The sequence below is a fragment of the Acinetobacter yuyunsongii genome, assembly GCF_041021915.1.
Classification (GTDB): Bacteria; Pseudomonadota; Gammaproteobacteria; order Pseudomonadales; family Moraxellaceae; genus Acinetobacter.
The window spans coordinates 758,953-778,331 of sequence record NZ_CP157435.1 but is presented as its reverse complement, the minus strand read 5'-3'; the positions used below and the strand labels follow the sequence as shown (position 1 = coordinate 778,331).

Below are 19,379 nucleotides of genomic sequence, written 5' to 3'. Positions count from 1 at the left end.
GATGAACTCAAACCAACGCTTACTCACCTTTAAATTGAGGAAGACGTCTCTCAAGCATCGCACGTACACCTTCTTGAGCATCTTGCGATGCAAACAATCGCTTGAGATAACTGTCCATATTCTGAAATGCGAAAACCTCTCCCTGAGTAACCGCATCGGTTGCCGAAGCCAATAAGGCCTGTACAGCAAGCGGTGCAGCAATACAGATTTCTTGGGCGATCTCGATAGCCCGATTAAGTTGTGTGCCCTTAGCAACAATCTCAGAAAGCAAATTTAGTTCATTGGCTTTCTGAGTATCAAAAGTTTTCCCTGTCAATAAATACGGCATGGCTTTTTGCCAACCTGCAGCCTGAACAAAACGCACTGTTGCTCCACCAAAAGGCATTATTCCGCGTAATACTTCAAGCTGACCAAAAATCGTGTCTTCACTAGCGACGACAACATCTGCATTCAACATCAACTCTACCCCAGCGGTATAACAAATCCCTTGCACCGCAACAACGACAGGCTTGGTTCGATGCCGCCCTCCAACACCCCAAGGGTTAATTTGCCCTTCTTCAAAACTAAAAATCCCTTGAGGAATTTTGGGTTGTAATTCCACCAAGTCCAGACCTGCCGTGAAATGGTCGCCATGTGCAAAAATCACGGCACAACGTAATTCAGGATTGTTCTCATATTCGGTTAAAGCCAGAGATAAATCCTCAATCATATGGCTATCAAAGGCATTTCGTTTTGCCACTCGGTCTAAACCAATCAACATAATATGGTCCATGATTTCACGGCTTACTTTTCCTAAACTCATTCTTTTATTTCCTGTTTTTTAGTAATAATGTTGGTAACAAACTAGTTGATCATTTCCGAATGATCAAGACATATCTTGTCTATGTTATTCAACGCTACAAGGCTCTACTTTTTGGCTGAATCCGTGCTACCTTATTCAGGTTTATTTTATGTTTAGATTCATTTATGACCGTGCGTTTTTTTCATACGTCTGACTGGCATTTGGGGCAGTTTTTTTATAATCATTCCCGCCACTACGAACATGAACAATTCTTGGCATGGTTACTTGAGCAGATCAAAGCCAAACAGCCGCATGCATTACTCATTGCGGGTGATATTTTTGATGTGATTAATCCCAGCTCACAGGCACAAAAACAACTCTATCAATTCCTTGCCGATGCACATGAACTTGCCCCACAGATGCAAACTTTGATGATTGCAGGCAATCATGATTCGGGCTATCGCATTGAACAAGTCGAGCCCTTATTAGCAAAATACAATGCTAAAACGGTTGGTGTGATTCGTTGGAATCAAGATAAAAGCCTCGATTTAGAACGTTTAATTTTGCCAATTTATGATGAACAAAAGCAGATTGTGGCGTGGTGTATTGCCCTACCATTCCTACGTTCAGTTGAAATCACAGGCTTTAATGAACACACCACCAACAGCCAAAATGCGATTGCTTATTTACACCAACAGTTAATCGAAGAAGCCAAACGCCGTAAAACCGATGATCAGGCCCTGATTCTGATGTCACATGCGCATATGCAAGGTGGTGAAACTTCGGATTCAGAACGACCGATTATTATTGGTAATGAAGAAGCACTATCTACAGCTCTGTTCGATGATAGCATTGATTATGTAGCACTAGGGCATTTGCATAAACCGCAAAAAGTACAGCATCCACATATTCGTTATAGTGGTTCACCGATTCCTTTGTCATTTAGTGAAATCAACTATAAGCACCAAGTGGTTGAAGTCAGCATTGATCCTACAAAAAGTGAAGATTCGTTTAACTTTGAAGCTTTGCCGATCCCCAGAAGTATTCAACTGCATAAAATTAAAGATGAACTCAGTGTAGTCATGCAACATCTGCGCAATCTACCAAATGAACCGATCGAAAATCTCGAGCATCGTGAATATGTCGATATTGAATATCATACCTCGACACCACCACAGCCGAATCTACGACAACAATTTGAAGATGCATTGCCCAAAGATCGCTACCGCCTGGTGCGTATTTCCAGACAATATCTCTCCAATCAAAGCAATGCAGAGAGCAAGCAGAACATTAGCTTAGAACCACCGACACCCGAAAAACTATTTCAGCAAATTTGGGAGAAAAAGGGCTATCACGCCGATGATGAAGTTACCAAAGACTTTATGAGTTTGGTCGCAGAAGCGCAAAAGCAACTTGAAGATGATCAGACTGTTTAAGGACCTGCCATGAAAATTTTATCAATACGACTAAAAAATTTGGCATCTCTGGCAGATGAGCACTTTATTGATTTTGAAACTGAGCCTTTGGCCAGTGCTGGACTGATCGCCATTGTTGGAAAAACAGGTGCAGGTAAATCTACGATTTTAGATGCCATGTGTCTGGCGTTATTTAATAAAATTCCCCGTCTTAAAGAAAGTGACGGCAAACTATTAGATGTCGATGGTTCGGAACTACTGACCAACTCCCCTTTAACGGTTCTACGTCGCGGCACAGGACATGGTTTTGCCGAACTGTGTTTTGTGGCACAAGACCAGAAACATTACCTCGCACGTTGGGAAATTAAACGTGCTCGTGAAAATGCCAGTGGCAAACTGCAAAGTGTACAACGCTCACTCAAATGCCTGACCGATGGCGTGGTTATCGCAGATAAAACCAAAGCGGTTGAAGCACATATTCAACAGATTACCCAACTCAGTTTTGAACAATTCACCCGTGCAGTATTGCTCGCACAGTCCGAAGTCACGGCATTTTTAAAGGCGCGCGATAATGAACGTGGTGAATTACTCGAATATCTGACCAATTCCAGTATTTTTGCCAAAATTGGACAACTGGCTTATACGAAGACCAAAGAAATAGCTGATCAACGCAAGCAACTGGAAAATATGTTAGGTCATATTGAAATCCGTTCAGATGAAGAAGTTGCTGAATTACAGACTCAATTCCAGCAGATAAAACAACAGGTTCAACAGTTGGAAGCCGACAAAGTTCAGCTTAATCAACAGCAACAATGGTTTGAACAGCGACAGAAACTCGAAACTGAAATCACACTAAAACAACAACAGCATGAGATTCAAATTCAAGCACATCAGGCTTTAGCCGCAGATCGCAATCGACTCAACCAACTTGAAACCTTTTCAGGCATTCGTCCGATTGTATTCCAACAGCAACAACTGGAAAAAGCACTGCAACAGCTCGAACCGCAGATTCAACACAAGCAGCAGCACTTTACCGCTGTAAGCAGCCAATTTGAGCAAGAAAAAACGGCTTATACGCAGGCTGAAACAGCCTTACAGCAATTTCAGAGTTTTGAACAAAACCATCAGCATGAACTCACTCAAGTGCGTAAATATGTACAGGAACGTGAATACATTGCCGATGAATATAAGAAAACCAAACTCCGCTTAAACCAAAACGAAGCGCAACAACAACCATTACTTGAGCAGCAACAGCAGTTTGAACAAAGTCACCATAGCTTATCGATACAACAACAAAGCTGCTCTGATCAACTGCAACAAAGCGCACAATTCTCCACTTTAGATAAGGGCTTGAATGCACATCTTCAGCAGCTGCAGCAATTTATTCTGCAATACCAAAAAGTCGAACAAAATTTAGGTTCGATTCAACAGGCACAATCCAAACTTGAACAAGATCAGATCGTATTGAATGAGCTCATTCAAAAATTTGGTACACCACAACAGATTGAAAGCCAGCTTGAACAGAAACAAAAACTCAGAGAACAGCAACAAGCCAGACTGAATCAACTGGATCTAATTCAGCAAAAGTTACAGCATTATTTTGAACTTAACAAAGACCGTGATGAACTAAGCCATAAGCTCAGTAGCACACAGCAACAACATCAGCAACTTGACCAACAACTGCAAACTAGCCAAGGCGCATTCCAATCTGCCAAAAATGAACGGGAAAAATTGCAGCAGATATTGCAACAACAACGTTTATTACATGCTGAAAATATTGAACATCTCCGTGCAGAACTCAAACACGGAAAAGCCTGTCTGGTCTGTGGTAGCACCGAACATCCCTATCGTGATGATGCAAGTCAGCTCTCCAAAGCCTTGTATGAGCTGCAACAACAGCAAGAACAACAGACCATTCAGCAAGAGCAACAATGCTTTCAACTTTGGCAAAACACACAGCAGCAATTTACCCAGATTCGTACCGAACTGACTCAATTGCAATCCGCAGTGCAACAAGCAGATGACAAATTCAAACTGCAACATCAGGAGTTAGTCAAACATGCCGCACAGTTCGAGATCCTCCTAGATTTAACTCAGTCGCATGCGAAAATCACTACCGTTCAACAGCAATACATCAATGAGGCAACCCAGTTCAAACAGCAGATTGAAATTGAGTTACAGCAACTGCATCAGGCCAATAAAGACCACTATCACCTGACTCAAACGATTCAAAATATCCGATATCAACTTGAAAGCGTACAGCAGTCACAGCAACAGATTCAGCATGTTGTAGATTGCCTGACTAGCGATGAACAAAACTTATGGCAACAGCAAACGCTAAGCTCTGCTCAACAGCTAGCACAACGTTTACAGCAACGTGTTCAACAGATTGAACAAGCTGAAACACTCAGCAAGCAACAGCAGCTGCTTGAACAGCAACTGAATCTATTAAAGACCAATTTAACCAGCTTGAACACTCAACATGCGGAGTTTAGCCAGCAACTCAAAGATGTCGAGCTTAAAGGCAAACAAAATACAGAGTCAGCGCATCAACTAATTGTAGTGATGACAGGTTTAACCGAACTGAAAGCCAATGAATGGTTAAACCAACACGATCAACAGCGTCAGCAACTCCAAAATCAATATCAGCAGATCAAGCAGCGTTTTGAACAGACTCGTCAAATCTATGAACAGCAGAAAAATGAACTGGAACAGCTCAAGGCTCAACAACAACAGCAACAATCTACTCTTACTCAATCTAAAACTGAAATTCGAGCATGGTTAAGCCAGCATCCTGAGTTTGAAGAGCATCAATTAGCTGACTTACTTGCTATTCGTGCTGAGCAAGAACAGCACGTTCGAACATCGCTACAACATGCAGAACGCTTACTCAATGAGGCCGCCTCTGCATTGAAAACGCTGCAACAGCAATTACAGATACATCAGCAACAACAGCCACCCATCGAACACACCCAGTTGATTGAGTACATCCATCTCAATCATGAGAAGCTACAACAGCAAACCGAACAACGTGATAAGTTCAAACTGAAATTAGAAGTACATCAACAAAACCTTGCCAAGCAAAAACAATTTGCAGATCAAATTCAGCAGATTCAGCAGCAGGAACACCGTTGGAATAAGATTTCTAGTTTAATTGGCGATTCCAAAGGTAAAGATTTCCGTGACTTAGCTCAGCAATATAATCTGGATATTTTGCTGGAATATGCCAATCAACAATTAGCAATGCTATCGCAGCGTTATACCTTAAAACGTTTGGATAACTCCCTCAGCCTAGCCATCATTGACCATGATATGGATGGAGAAACCCGTTCAGTGGCTTCACTGTCTGGTGGTGAGTCTTTCCTGACTGCCCTTGCGATTTCCTTGGCAATTGCCAATATGGCTTCAGGTTCTATGAAAATCGAATCACTGTTTATTGATGAAGGTTTTGGCACACTGGATGCTTCATCCTTGCATATGGTGATGAATGCGCTAGATCAACTGCAAAGCCAAGGCCGTAAAGTGGTATTGATCTCGCATATTCAGGAAATGCATGAGCGTATTCCTGTACAGATTCAGGTACAGTCAATTGGCTCAGGTTCAAGTCGGATTGAGCTGGTGGGCTGATACAGGGCTTAACCAGTTACCCGAAACATAGTTTCTCGTCTCGCGCTTCGGGCAAATGAGAAACATAGCTTCGCAAGACATCGTGAAACGAGGTAGCTTTGCTTTTCCTCGCTCATCCTCTTGCACCAAACAATGCCGTTCCTACTCTGACCATAGTTGAACCTGCTGCAATCGCAGCTTCGAGATCGGCAGACATGCCCATACTTAATGTATCCCAGTCTTGCGGCTGTGCATGCTGAGACTTCACTTCATCAAATAAGGCCTTGGCATCGATAAACGCAGCATAATTTTCAGGTGCTGGAATCACCATCAGACCACGCAAACGTATGTGTGGAAGCTGGCTGATTTGATGAACCAATTCTAAAACCTCATTTGGTTGGCAACCATCTTTAGAATTTTGCCCATCAATATTTACCTGAATACAGATATTTAACGGTTTTTGATTTTCTAAACGTTGCTTGGATAAACGTTCTGCAATAATGAAGCGATCGACTCCATGCACCCAATCAAATGTTTCTGCTAAATGCTTGGTTTTATTGCGTTGTACATGACCAATAAAATGCCATTCAATATCTAAATCTTGTAATTCATCAATTTTAGTCAAGGCTTCTTGCAAATAATTTTCACCAAAACAACGCTGACCAACAGTATACATTTCTCGTAAGGTTTGGCTCGGATGAGTCTTTGAAACAGCCAACAATTGTACGGTCGAAGGATCACGTTTCACCTGCTGGCAAGCTTGCTCTATTTGATTTAAAACAGATTGACGGAATTGCTCAGATTTATTCATTGACACAGTTCTCACTTACAAAATCTTTTTTCTCTCACATTCTATAATATGTTGGTAACACAGAGTGAAAGCCGTATATTATTCTATAAAAGAATGAGGCATTTTGATTGTTTCGGGGAAATCATGGATATTACAGAATTACTAGCATTTGCAGTTAAAAACGGTGCTTCAGACTTACATCTTTCATCAGGTATGCCACCAATGATTCGTGTAGATGGTGAAGTCCGTCGTATTAATTTACCAGCACTAGAACATAAAGATGTACACCGCTTAGTGTATGACATCATGAATGATAAACAACGTCGTGATTATGAAGAAGATCTAGAAACTGACTTTTCATTTGAAGTGCCTAATATTGCACGTTTCCGTGTGAACGCATTTAACCAAAACCGTGGTGCTGGCGCGGTATTCCGTACCATTCCATCTAAAGTTTTAACCATGGAAGACCTTGGTTTAGGTTCAATTTTTAAAGAAATTTGTGATTATCCACGTGGTATCGTTTTGGTTACAGGACCTACGGGTTCTGGTAAATCAACGACGCTCGCTGCGATGATTGATTATATTAATGAAAACCGTTATGACCATATTTTAACAGTTGAAGACCCGATTGAATTTGTACACCAATCTAAAAAATGTTTGATTAACCAACGTGAAGTGCATCGTGATACTCATGGCTTTAACCAAGCACTTCGTTCTGCACTTCGTGAAGACCCTGACATTATTCTTGTCGGTGAGATGCGTGACTTAGAAACCATTCGACTTGCGTTAACTGCGGCTGAAACAGGTCACTTGGTTTTTGGTACACTGCATACGACCTCTGCAGCGAAAACAATTGACCGTGTCATCGACGTATTCCCTGCCGAAGAAAAAGATATGGTTCGTGCCATGCTTTCTGAATCACTACAAGCCGTTATTTCACAAACATTATTGAAGAAAAATGGCGGTGGTCGTGTTGCAGCACATGAAATCATGATTGGAATTCCAGCAATTCGTAACCTTGTACGTGAAAATAAAGTAGCTCAGATGTATTCTGCCATCCAAACGGGTGCAAACTACGGTATGACTACACTTGACCAAAGTCTTAAGGCCTTAGTTTCAAAAGGCGTTATTAGCCCTCAAGTTGCCCGTACTGCAGCAAAACAACCTGAGTCATTCCTATAATAATAAACGGATTAGAGAAATATCATGGACTTTAATGATTTACTCAATTTAATGATTCAACAAAGTGCATCTGATTTATTTGTGACTGCAGATGTTGAACCTTCAATGAAGATCAACGGTCAAATTGTGCCTGTTTCAAAGTCTAAACTCTCAGGTGAAGTCGTTGGTCAGTTACTTCATTCAATTATGTCAGATAAGCAGCGTAAAGAATTCGCTGAAACAAGAGAGTGTAATTTTGCGATCGTCAATCGTGAGAAAACAGCCCGTTTCCGTGTAAGTGCCTTTCAACAACGTGATATGCCTGGAATGGTTTTACGTCGTATTGAAACTGTCATTCCAACCATGGATGAACTCAAGCTCCCTAGTGTGCTAAAAGAACTCGCCATGACCAAACGCGGTATCATTATCTTTGTTGGTGCAACAGGTACAGGTAAATCAACCTCATTAGCTTCGATGATTGGTTACCGTAACCAAAATTCAAAGGGTCATATTATTACCATTGAAGACCCAATTGAATTCGTACATCAACATGCGGGTTGTATTGTCACTCAACGTGAAGTCGGGATTGATACAGATTCATTTGAAGTCGCATTAAAAAATACGCTTCGCCAAGCACCTGATGTGATCTTGATTGGTGAGATTCGTTCTCGAGAAACCATGGACTATGCAATTGCTTTTGCGGAAACAGGTCACTTAGTACTCGCAACACTACACGCAAATAATGCGAACCAAGCACTAGATCGCATTGTCCACTTCTTTGAAGCAGATCGCCATCCTCAATTGCATATGGATTTATCACTTAATCTCAAGGCGATGGTTGCTCAACAGTTGATTCCAACGCCAGATGGTAATTCACGTCGTGCAGCAATTGAAATTCTGATTAATACACCACTTTTGGCAGATTACATACGCAAAGGTGAAGTACATGAAATCAAAGATCTCATGAAGCGCTCTCGTGAGTTGGGTATGCAGACTTTTGACCAAGCATTATTTGATTTATATAAAGCAGGTGAAATTACTTATAAAGATGCACTGAAGCATGCTGACTCGCCAAATGACTTACGTCTCACAATTAAACTTTCAGAAGAAGGTACAGATCAGTTATTGAGTGCGAGCCGAAATATTACCTTTGATGGTCAATAATTCGAATTAAGACATTAAAAAAAGGAAGGTTTTTTAAAACCTTCCTTTTTATTTGTTTAATTTTAGTAAAGTACTAAGATTTAACTAAATCAAACTCATTTTTTACGATAAGCATCTTGGCATTCAGAATCACTACAATAACCGTATAAGTTTAATGAATGACCAGTTAAGGCAAAATTATGCTGATCTGCAACAGCATGTTGCTCTTTCTCAATAATATCATTCGTAAATTCAACAACTTTGTTGCAATTTAAGCAAACAAGGTGATCATGATGATCTTCTTGCATGATTTCAAAAACTGAATGATTATTTTCAAAATGATGACGTTGGATAATGCCAGCCGCTTCAAATTGTGTTAACACTCGGTAAACAGTTGCTAAACCAACATCTTCACCTTGTTCAAGCAAAGTTTTATAAATATCTTCAGCACTTAAATGATGTTGTTTTGAATTTTCTAACAATTCCAAAATCTTAATACGAGGAAGGGTGACTTTAAGTCCAGCTTTGCGTAAGTCTTGATTGGAAATAGGCATTTAAAAAGGTCTCTCAACAAATCTTAAGTTGGAATAGGCAATAGAGTTTAGATGCAGTATGATCTATCCTTGAACCAAATGCATCATCATTTATCAGGATAGTGTAGCAAAATGCAAAAAATCATGCTGGCGTTATTCGTCACTTCAGTACTTAGCGGTTGTTCAGTCTTTGGTGTTTATAAAGTCGATATTCCACAGGGAACGCCATTAACTAAAGCACAAGCATCACAAGTACAAGTCGGCATGAGCTTTCAGCAAGTCCGTTTCTTACTGGGTAGTCCAACTGTTACAGATCCATTAAATCCATTACGTTGGGACTATATCTACAACTACACTCCAGGTACTTATGCTAAAAAAGCAAAAATACCAGCAGTGCGTGGTCAACACTTAAAAGTTTATTTCGATGCGAATGGCAATGTGGAACGTCTAGAAGGTTTAGATACGATTCCCGAATCACAACCTGGATTACCAGCATCAAAAGAAGCGATTCTGACTGCGCCACCACTATAAATAGTTTCCCAAAAAAAGAAACCCCTCACCGAATCATTCGTGAGGGGTTTTATTTATGAACTTGATGGTCTGAAACGATTACCCTTAATAAAACGTCCAACGGGGTTCTTTGCGGCACGCTTGCGTCGAATATCTTTAGGATTAATCGTCAATGGACGATAAATCTCTACTCGATCACCCACTTGCAAAACAGTATCTACCTCAATCTTGCTACCAAATACACCAAGATTTAAAAGCTCTGGAAGTTTTACCTGTTCTGCTAAACCACTTGCATCAATCGCTTGTTGTGCAGTCATTCCTTCATTGAATGGAACGGCAATCATAAATTGCTGTTCAGGTGTCACAAATGCAACCCAAACTTGTTTCTGTTCCATTATAAAACTTGCCCAATAACTGCGACAATCGCAATCAAAATTGAAAGCGGTAAAACTAAACGTACCGCAATACGCCATACGTTATAAAATAATTCATTACTAAAACCCATAGCTTTACGAAGATGGCTAATCTTCATAACCCAGCCTGCAAAAACTGCATAAATCAAACAAATCACCAGTCCCCAAATCATCAAGAGAGTATTAAAAATTTGGTCAACTTGTGGCACAGCCCAAACTGCAATTGCCGCGAGAATAATGCCCCATTGAATAATGATTGCAAGTTGGCGTTGTGCTAACTGCTCTTTAGCAAATTGAATCAATAATGCAGCGGACATTATCGCAGCAAAAACCCACGCTAATGCTGGAAGTTGCGCTTGGGTAGAGAAGAAACCAAATGCAATGACAGCAATAAGCTGCGCGACCCAGATCGGAAAGACTGAACTTGTGACCGCTTGTTGTTTTTTCACTGTCGCTAAGCTACTTTGCCAATACAATCCTAGACCTAGACCACTTGCGACTAAAGCGAGCACTGTAACATTGCCCCACTCTTTAAACTCAATACCTGTCCAGTGCCAAGTCGTTAACTGAGTGCCCATCACATTTGCACCAATGAAAGCAGCAATGACTCCAATTGTTGTAAGTCCAATTAAAAATTGGCGCGGTATAAAAGATAAACCAAGCGCTATAACGGCAAAAACAGCGAAAAGGATTTGAACAGGAAGATCTAATCCAAGCTGCTCAGTCACAATGTGAGCAGAGGTATTTATCATACTGCCTGCAAAGAAAGGAACAAAAACAACAGCGAACCAACCTACTAAACGCCATTTCGGGGAAGCATCAGCATCACGCGTTAAAGTAGAAAGTGCTTGTAACGCGGTCATCTGTGAACGTTTCGCTAAGGCAATTTCAAGAAAACCAATCGGTAGTGCTAATAAAAGCATGGTTCCTAGCCACAATAACCAAAAATCAAATTGACGATCAATTTGAATACCCACTGTTGGTGCTAATGTGCTAATCATGACAAAAGATAAGCAAAACGCCATCACTGGTGTAAGCCAGCGTGACAGAGTTGTGTCCTGCATACTGCATTCCTTAAAAAGCTTAGAACTCATTGTGCTTCTTTATGGAGCTTACAATGAAATATTCAATCTATTTTGCCTTTGTCACGTCTGAAAATCAAAACAAAAGATGCCCAAAGAAAAAGGCAAATCACCATAAAGATGACTTGCCGCGCCTAATTATTATTATATTAAGTTGACCTCTTATTTTTTACTCATCTTCACCTTATTATTTTTCTACCATAAGAGGTCTTATTGTTATTATTTTATTGTTAAGCAAAGAACCGTGAAAACCAATTCTTGCCTTTTTTCTTTTCATTTTCTTTAATAATGCCAATCATATTTTCTCTTACTGCACCAACATAATCTGCATCATCATGGCGAATATGATTAATTAACCATTTAGAGAGAGCTTCATGCAATTCTTTATCAATTTCATGACCCAGTTCAAAGCGCTCACGATAAGCCTCTATTTTTTTAATAAATAAGTCATGCACACGCTTGTGAGGTACACGATACTTATAGTTTGCTTCTTCTTGTAAACTTTCTTCAAAGGTAAAATGTGATTGTGTATAGTCAATAATATTATCTAATACACTTTTCATTTTTACACGATCATGGGAATATTTTAAATCAGCGATTTCATTAATATAATCCAGAATACGTCGATGCTGATCATCGATTACTTCTATTCCTGTATTATATTCGGTAGACCATTTCATGCCCATATCGATTCCTAAAACCAATGTGATTTATTGAATAAGGACATAATATCGACTAAGTAATTAAATAAAAACACAGCATTTTTGTCAGATTTTAAATATTTTCAATAAAATAAATTAAATTATTGTTTTATATTTATTTAAATATTTTACCCAATCAAAACACTCAAGTATTTTTTAACCAATTTTAAAACCAAACTCAAAATGGAATTTAAATATAAAAAGTTAAGGAATTTATATTATAAAAAAGGTATATATCATGTATTAGTTTTGATTATACCTAATTAATATTGATCTGCTTTGGTGATTCGTTTTAACAGTGGATTGTCTGCTTCTCGAATTAAACGTTCAACACGTGTGAGTGCATATTTAATAGGTTTCCCATGCTGAAATAAAATCATTTCGCCTGGCTGATATGCAGTCCATGATTCATTATGTGTGAGCGGTTCAGTCGTGATAACAGCAACACGATCTTCAGGTGTCGTTACCTCGCTAAAATCTACTTTGACGTCTAAATCAATTAAATGCGCAGGTTGAAATGGATATTCTCTTACTAACCAATGCAGTTTAGTTGTCGCATAACTAAATAATGCTTGCCCATTGGATAGGCAAAAATTAAACGTGCCATGTTCAGCAATTTCAGGTGAAATCCGTTCTAACAGAGAAAAAACTTTCTCTATACACGGTTCTGTATATCCAAACGCTTCAACCATTTGATCTAATAAATAACAAAAAGCACGTTCGCTGTCTGTATTACCGACAGGTTCAAAGCGACCACTAAGCTGAGGATTAAAATCGTGTAGATCACCGTTATGCGCAAAAATCCAATGCCGCCCCCATAACTCACGTAAAAATGGATGTGAATTTTCTAGCGTAATTTTGCCTTGTGTTGCTTTTCGGATATGTGCAATCACATTACGAGATTTAATAGGATAATTACGAACTAAATCTGCAATTGGTGATTCAACTGCAGATTGATTATCAACAAATAACCGACATGCTTTGTCTTCAAAAAATGCGATACCAAAGCCATCACAATGATCAGACGTAACGCCAGCTCGTTGAGAAAATCCACGAAAGGAAAAAGTAATATCTGTTGGTGTAGCGCAATTCATTCCTAATAGCTGGCACATATCTTCTAACTATCTAACATCTAAGCCTATTGTGCATGAAGTTTAGATATCTTGTAAATCTCAATATGTGCTCAGTATTAGACTAACAATGATATAACTATCGCTGCACCATTTTATTCATGACAAAAGAAGTGGCAATTTTGTTAATTTCTAAGAAAACAAAATAATCTAAACATTTGAAATCTTCATCATAAAATGCTTGTTTAGAGAGCTTAGATTGCATACCTAGATATGTATCAAATAATTTTGGCATCCGTTCATCTTGTGGGAAGCTATATTCTGGTCTCTCAGGTTCGAATGCACGTTTTGAACGAATATCAATAATTTGGTGATCACCCAATTGCTGAATCTGACGATGAGTGTAATAGGCACGCGCTAAATTATCTTCAAGATGAATACTGACACATCCCATAAGGTACTTAGCACGCATTGACCACAACACCTTTGGCACCAAATTTAACCAGAGCATTGATAAGGCTTTTCCAGAACGGAATTGTGGATGTACGCAGGTACGACCTATTTCTAGAATACTTGGCAAATGCGAAAGGTTAGGAACAACATCAAACTCTTTAGCGCTATAGCTTTGCCCAATCTCATGCCCCTGAAATAATTTAAGGCGTGTATAGGCAACAATTTCACCAGTCCATTTCTCACGTAATACAGCATGCTCACAACCAAAGTCATAGAGATCTTGATCGAGACCATCTTCAAAAGAGATACCAAATTGATGAGAGAATTGATTTGCTCTAAAACGTTGTACTTCTTGTAATTCTTTTAGATTGTCCACCCACCCAAACCGAAATTGATTTTGTGATGGTTTTTGGCGTAAAGGTGAAGTTAATGTCTGACGATAATGATTTAATTTTTCTAGCATAATGAAAGCTCCTTATGTCTAGAGTTACCTTAAATTGATTAAATGACATTGAAATGACTATAACATGAACAGATCATGACGAAAAAAAAGACCTTCATGAGGTCTTTTTTAATCTTTAGTGCTTCGCACGATTGGTAATCAGCGTTCCAACCCCGTGGTCAGTAAAAATCTCTAATAATGTTGCATGGGGTACTCGACCATCTACAATATGTGCACTCACGACCCCACCTTTGACCGCGTCTAATGCACAACCGACTTTAGGAATCATGCCACCGTAGATAACGCCTGTTTCAATTAAACGATCTACTTCTTGCGTACTTAATCCAGTTAATAAGTTTTTATTTTCATCTAATACGCCTGTGATATTGGTCAATAGAATCAGTTTTTCAGCACCCAATGCTTCTGCAACTTTTCCAGCGACAAGATCAGCATTGATATTATAAGTATTCCCTTCTTCATCCACACCTAATGGTGCGATCACAGGAATAAAATCACCTTGGGTAAACATTTCCAACACATCGGTTTTAACGCCTGTCACTTCACCGACCATACCCAAATCAATTTGAGAAATTGAGCCATCAGCTTCTTGTTTTTCCATAAGCAATTTACGGGCACGAAGTAAATTACCATCTTTACCTGTTAAACCAATTGCACGACCACCATGTTGGTTAATCAGATTAACAATCGATTTATTGACACTACCACCCAACACCATTTCTACCACTTCCATCGTGGCTTGGTCAGTGACACGCATCCCATCAATACGATCAGACTCTTGTCCTAAACGTTTTAATAAAGAGTCAACTTGCGGACCACCACCATGTACAACAATTGGATTTAAGCCCACTGTTTTTAATAGCACAATGTCACGTGCAAATGAGCTTTCAAGCTCTGGATCAGTCATTGCATTGCCACCATATTTTACAACCAACGTTTTACCTGCAAAACGTTGAATATACGGCAAAGCTTCAATCAAAATTTTTGCTTTATCAATGCCGATATGCTCATGTGGCATGCGTGTCTCCTTATTAAGCTTGTGCGAGTTCTTGTGCAATTTGCGGATATTGCTCTTGCATCATAGAAACAAATTCTTGGCGGATTTCACTTAATCGGCTTGGATTATCTGCATCAAAACGAACTGTGAAATACTCACCCGTATTAGATGCTCGAATAATGCCAAAACCATCATCAAAATCAAGTCTTACACCATCTATTTTACTTAAACGAGCGCCTAAACGATGACTTTGAATTTCAATATCATTTAAAACTTGTTTAGGGTTTATATCATGGGTACTGATATAGGTATCTTCAATACAATAACGTTCAGGGTAAATTGCTAATAATGCAGAAAGGTTTGCTTCGTCTGATTGAGTCAGGTATTCCATGACTCTTAACGCCGCATATAGACCATCGTCATAACCAAAACCACGGCCATCATTAAATACATAATGACCCGCATACTCTCCCCCAAATACGGCATTGCCTTTTGATTGAGATAAATATGCGCGCAAGAAACTACTTCCTGTACGAATCATTTTGGCTTGGCCATGAAGTTTTTGTACCGTCTCAGCCACCATTTGTGAACATTTCACATCAAATACGATTTCTTTTTGAGGATGCTGTTTTAAACAAATTTGTGCGAATAAAGACAATAAGCGGTCTGGACTAATAATATGGGCAAGCTCATCCACAATAACGACTCGATCACCATCACCATCCAAGGCAATACCAATATCTGCTTTTTCCGAAAGAATAGCCGCTTGCAACTGTTTTAAATGTTTTGCATGTGAGGGATCAGGTGCATGATCAGGAAAATTCCCATTGGCTTCACAACGTAAAGCGATAACCTGACAACCTAACTTTTCTAAAACCAACTTTGCACAACGACCTGCTGCACCATGTAAACCATCTAATGCAACTTTTAAAGGGCGTTTTAGCTGAATATCACTTAATAATGATTGTTGATATTTTAAACAAAATTCAGGAATAATATGATGCGATAATTCTTGTAGATCACTATTCTTTTCAATTGTTTCTAACGCAAATTGAGCTGCTAAACCGACCTGTTGAATAATCTCAGGGCTAGGTGGTTCTCCTTGTAAAATCCATTTAATTCCATTATCAGATTTAGGATTATGGCTTGCAGTTACCATAATTCCGTTCCCACCAAAATCACGCGCGATATAGTACATCATGGGCGATGAGCAACATCCAATGTTGGTGACTGTTAAACCCTGTGTTTGAAAAATCTTTTGAATAATATTGGCATAAGTCGGACTCGTTAGACGTGCGTCATACCCAATAACGACTTGATATTGTCCTGCATTTTTATATTGTTGTGCTAAAGCATAGCCAATTGAATGAATTACATGAGGTGTTAAATGATTTAATTTTCCGCGAATATCATAAGCACGAAAAATACTCAGAGGAAATGTATATTTTGTATTCACAGTGAACCCCTATTTTTATAATCATTAGCTGATTCAAAAAAAACAGAACAATTAAGAAATTAGTTAACCCTTGTTTAAAAAAATTAAAATAATTTGTCAGCTGCTTTTTAATACAAATCCAAAGAACAATCAATATCAGAAATGCAATGCTTTTAAGCAAAGCATTGCATTTAAATTGATAATGAAAGCAGTATTAGTGTTGACCTGTATGTCCAAAACCACCTGTACCACGTTCAGTCGCAACAAATTCTTGCACTTGTTCAAATTCAGCTTGTACTACAGGAACTAAAACGTATTGAGCCAAACGTTCACCTGGTTCTAATCGGAATGTACTTTGCCCACGATTCCAAACAGAAATCATCAATTCACCTTGATAATCGGAATCAATCAAACCGACCAAGTTTCCCAATACAATACCATGTTTATGACCAAGACCTGAACGCGGTAAAATTAAACCTGCAAAGTTTGGATCTTCGATATAGATTGCTAAACCTGTTTTGACTAAGACCGTTTCACCAGCCGCAATATCAATTGCAGTATCTAAACAGGCACGTAAATCTAAACCTGCTGAACCCGTTGTGGCATAAGAAGGCAACGCCCATTCTTGACCTAAACGAGCATCTAATACTTTAACTTGAACTTTCATTACAACTTCCTACTTACTATTTCTTAACGTTTCAATAATGCTTTTAAATTTGCGAGATATTGCTGAGCTTGCTCTTTCGGATCAACATTCGGTGCGAGTTTCTTTTTACGACCATGCCACTCTAGATCATCTTGTGGTAATTCGTCTAAGAAACGGCTTGGGGTCATTTGACGCATTTGACCACCGTTTTTACGCTGCTCAGCAAGTGTCAAGGTAAGCCCTTGTCGAGCACGGGTAATGCCCACATACATTAAACGGCGTTCTTCTTCGATGGTTTCTGAAGCAATCGAGTTTTTATGTGGTAATAGCTCTTCTTCCAAGCCAATCATATACACATAAGGAAATTCCAATCCTTTTGCAGCATGTAGCGTCAATAAGTTCACTTTATCCGTGTCCTCTTCTTCTTGCTGCTGCTCTAACATATCGAGCAATACCAGTTTACGAATCACACTTTCAATATTCTTTTCATCGACATCATCAGTACGATTAATCAGATTTTGGATACTGGTATAGAGGCTCTCAATATTATCGATTTTGGTTTTTTCTTGAGCAGGTGTTGCTGCTTGCTCACGCACGTAATCGATGTAGCCTGCCTCATTAATCATTTGACGAACTTTAGGTACAGGCTCATCATCGTCTAACAATTCACGGGTAAATGTTGCGATAAAGTCAGCAAACTCATGTAATTGAGTCGCAGCTTTCTTAGGCAATACCATCGACAATCGTTGATCTGAAGAAGCTGTTAATAACGATAAGGTATTTTCTTGTGCAAATAGTCCCAGTTTCTCTAAGGTGACAGGCCCAATTGCACGCTTCGGTGTATTAATAATTCGTAAGAAAGCACTATCATCTTCAGGATTAATAATGAGACGTAAATAGCTCATCACATCTTTAATCTCAGCACGAGCAAAGAATGATTGCCCACCTGATAATTTATAGGGGATTTGCATTTGACGGAGCTGCGTTTCTAATACGCGTGCTTGGAAATTACCACGATATAAAATCGCATAGTCTTTCCAATTTTTACCATTCATCAATTTATGCGTGATGAGATCTTTAACAACACGTTCCGCTTCATCATCGTCATTTAAACACGTGATCACACGGATATTTTCACCATGTCCTTTATCACTCCACAATTTTTTATCAAAAATATGTGGATTGTTTTCAATTACGGCATTAGCCGCTTTTAAAATACGACTGGTTGACCGGTAATTTTGCTCAAGTTTAATGACTTTTAAATTATGGAAATCTTCTTTTAATAAAGCCATATTCTCCGGCTTTGCACCACGCCATGCATAAATAGATTGATCATCATCACCTACGGCGGTGAATTGCCCCATCACACCAACGAGAAGTTTTACAAGGGTATATTGTGCAGTATTGGTATCCTGATATTCATCTACCAGTAAATAGCGAACACGATTTTGCCATTTGTCTCTGACTTCAGCATTCTCTTGTAGCAAACGTGTTGGCATCACAATCAAATCATCAAAATCAACGGCATTATAAGCGCGCAGATTACGTTCATAGAGTTGATATAAATGTGCTAACTGTACATCGTCAACTGTTTCACACGTTGAATGGGCTTGCTCTGGTAAAACTAAGTCATTTTTCCAATCAGAAATTTTCTTCATTGCTTTGGCGATGAGTTCTTTACTTTCTGCGCCCGACATATTATCGCGCTGCATTAAGTCCATCAGAATTCGTTTGCAGTCGTCTGCATCTAAAATCGAAAAATTGGCTTTAAGAGGTAAGTTTTTTAATTCTAAACGCAATAAATTTAAGCCAAAAGTATGGAAAGTCGAAACTGAGAGTCCTTTTGCTTCTTCACGTGACAATAACTTAGCGACACGCTCCTTCATCTCACGTGCGGCTTTATTGGTAAAGGTCATGGCAGTAATACGATGTGCTGGAATACCACATTGCTGTACCAAAAAAGCAACTTTTCGTGTAATCACTGAGGTTTTACCTGAACCCGCACCTGCGAGCACCAACAATGGCCCTTGAACATATTTCATCGCTTCAAGTTGCTTGTCATTGAGTTGACTGGCAGATGACATCTCGTAATACCTCTCACGTTTTCGAGCATGATTATAGACATCTCTGTTTTAGAATCCCAATAGTAAATCTTGGGATCTGTATAAATTATGATGCCTTAT

General features: G+C 39.2%; 17 protein-coding genes. 5 read left to right on the top strand and 12 right to left on the bottom strand.

What is annotated here, in order from left to right:
• Positions 1-19: 19 nt before the first annotated feature.
• Positions 20-802, bottom strand: coding sequence for a crotonase/enoyl-CoA hydratase family protein (locus ABLB98_RS03750; RefSeq protein ID WP_348883163.1), 783 nt, complete (start codon positions 800-802; stop codon positions 20-22).
• 164 nt (positions 803-966) lie between these two features.
• On the opposite strand from ABLB98_RS03750, the gene ABLB98_RS03745 reads away from it, so the two are divergent.
• Together ABLB98_RS03745 and ABLB98_RS03740 are read left to right on the top strand one after the other, a co-directional pair.
• The gene (locus ABLB98_RS03745; RefSeq protein WP_348883162.1) at positions 967-2,217 is read left to right on the top strand and encodes an exonuclease SbcCD subunit D C-terminal domain-containing protein; all 1,251 of its coding nucleotides are present in this window, start codon (positions 967-969) and stop codon (positions 2,215-2,217) included.
• 9 nt (positions 2,218-2,226) lie between these two features.
• Positions 2,227-5,823 carry an AAA family ATPase gene (locus tag ABLB98_RS03740; protein WP_348883161.1) on the top strand — a complete coding sequence of 1,199 codons (3,597 nt, stop codon included), beginning with the start codon at positions 2,227-2,229 and terminating at the stop codon, positions 5,821-5,823.
• 112 nt (positions 5,824-5,935) lie between these two features.
• Here ABLB98_RS03740 and ABLB98_RS03735 read toward each other — a convergent pair whose 3' ends face one another.
• A complete protein-coding gene (locus ABLB98_RS03735) occupies positions 5,936-6,613 on the bottom strand; it encodes a YggS family pyridoxal phosphate-dependent enzyme (RefSeq protein WP_256415503.1) in 678 nt (225 codons plus the stop codon).
• Positions 6,614-6,736: 123 nt separating this feature from the next.
• On the opposite strand from ABLB98_RS03735, the gene ABLB98_RS03730 reads away from it, so the two are divergent.
• Together ABLB98_RS03730 and ABLB98_RS03725 are read left to right on the top strand one after the other, a co-directional pair.
• Positions 6,737-7,774 carry a type IV pilus twitching motility protein PilT gene (locus ABLB98_RS03730; protein ID WP_178883219.1) on the top strand — a complete coding sequence of 346 codons (1,038 nt, stop codon included), beginning with the start codon at positions 6,737-6,739 and terminating at the stop codon, positions 7,772-7,774.
• Positions 7,775-7,798: 24 nt separating this feature from the next.
• A complete protein-coding gene (locus ABLB98_RS03725; RefSeq protein WP_005158228.1) occupies positions 7,799-8,917 on the top strand; it encodes a PilT/PilU family type 4a pilus ATPase in 1,119 nt (372 codons plus the stop codon).
• A 95-nt stretch (positions 8,918-9,012) separates the two neighbouring features.
• Here the strand turns inward: ABLB98_RS03725 and fur are convergent, their stop codons facing one another.
• Entirely contained in the window at positions 9,013-9,450 is a 438-nt protein-coding gene (fur, locus tag ABLB98_RS03720; RefSeq protein ID WP_004663428.1) for a ferric iron uptake transcriptional regulator, read from the bottom strand.
• A gap of 111 nt (positions 9,451-9,561) precedes the next feature.
• Here fur and ABLB98_RS03715 point away from each other — a divergent pair, with 111 nt between their 5' ends.
• The gene (locus tag ABLB98_RS03715; RefSeq protein WP_004663429.1) at positions 9,562-9,960 is read left to right on the top strand and encodes an outer membrane protein assembly factor BamE; all 399 of its coding nucleotides are present in this window, start codon (positions 9,562-9,564) and stop codon (positions 9,958-9,960) included.
• A gap of 53 nt (positions 9,961-10,013) precedes the next feature.
• Here the strand turns inward: ABLB98_RS03715 and ABLB98_RS03710 are convergent, their stop codons facing one another.
• The 9 genes from ABLB98_RS03710 to rep form a co-directional block, all read right to left on the bottom strand.
• Positions 10,014-10,334, bottom strand: a complete 321-nt coding sequence (locus tag ABLB98_RS03710) for an RnfH family protein (RefSeq protein WP_087548040.1) — start codon at positions 10,332-10,334, stop codon at positions 10,014-10,016.
• Complete coding sequence (locus ABLB98_RS03705; RefSeq protein WP_348883160.1) at positions 10,334-11,416, bottom strand: hypothetical protein; 1,083 nt, start codon at positions 11,414-11,416, stop codon at positions 10,334-10,336. Before ABLB98_RS03705 ends, ABLB98_RS03710 begins: the two co-directional genes overlap by 1 nt.
• 248 nt (positions 11,417-11,664) lie before the next feature.
• Positions 11,665-12,120 (bottom strand): bacteriohemerythrin, encoded by a 456-nt coding sequence (locus ABLB98_RS03700; RefSeq protein WP_004663432.1) that lies wholly within the window; start codon positions 12,118-12,120, stop codon positions 11,665-11,667.
• A 278-nt stretch (positions 12,121-12,398) separates the two neighbouring features.
• Positions 12,399-13,247 carry a class II glutamine amidotransferase gene (locus ABLB98_RS03695; RefSeq protein ID WP_046739533.1) on the bottom strand — a complete coding sequence of 283 codons (849 nt, stop codon included), beginning with the start codon at positions 13,245-13,247 and terminating at the stop codon, positions 12,399-12,401.
• 97 nt (positions 13,248-13,344) lie between these two features.
• Positions 13,345-14,121, bottom strand: coding sequence for a GNAT family N-acetyltransferase (locus ABLB98_RS03690; RefSeq protein WP_005158241.1), 777 nt, complete (start codon positions 14,119-14,121; stop codon positions 13,345-13,347).
• A 115-nt stretch (positions 14,122-14,236) separates the two neighbouring features.
• On the bottom strand, positions 14,237-15,136 hold the full coding sequence (gene argB / locus ABLB98_RS03685) for an acetylglutamate kinase (RefSeq protein WP_004663435.1): 900 nt from the start codon (positions 15,134-15,136) through the stop codon (positions 14,237-14,239).
• A 13-nt stretch (positions 15,137-15,149) separates the two neighbouring features.
• On the bottom strand, positions 15,150-16,571 hold the full coding sequence (locus ABLB98_RS03680) for a phosphomannomutase/phosphoglucomutase (RefSeq protein WP_249571269.1): 1,422 nt from the start codon (positions 16,569-16,571) through the stop codon (positions 15,150-15,152).
• 193 nt (positions 16,572-16,764) lie between these two features.
• Positions 16,765-17,217: a dUTP diphosphatase gene (gene dut, locus ABLB98_RS03675; RefSeq protein WP_087537162.1), complete on the bottom strand. Its 453-nt coding sequence runs from the start codon at positions 17,215-17,217 to the stop codon at positions 16,765-16,767.
• Between the two features lie 23 nt (positions 17,218-17,240).
• Positions 17,241-19,280: a DNA helicase Rep gene (rep, locus tag ABLB98_RS03670; protein ID WP_087544919.1), complete on the bottom strand. Its 2,040-nt coding sequence runs from the start codon at positions 19,278-19,280 to the stop codon at positions 17,241-17,243.
• Between the last annotated feature and the right edge of the window lie 99 nt (positions 19,281-19,379).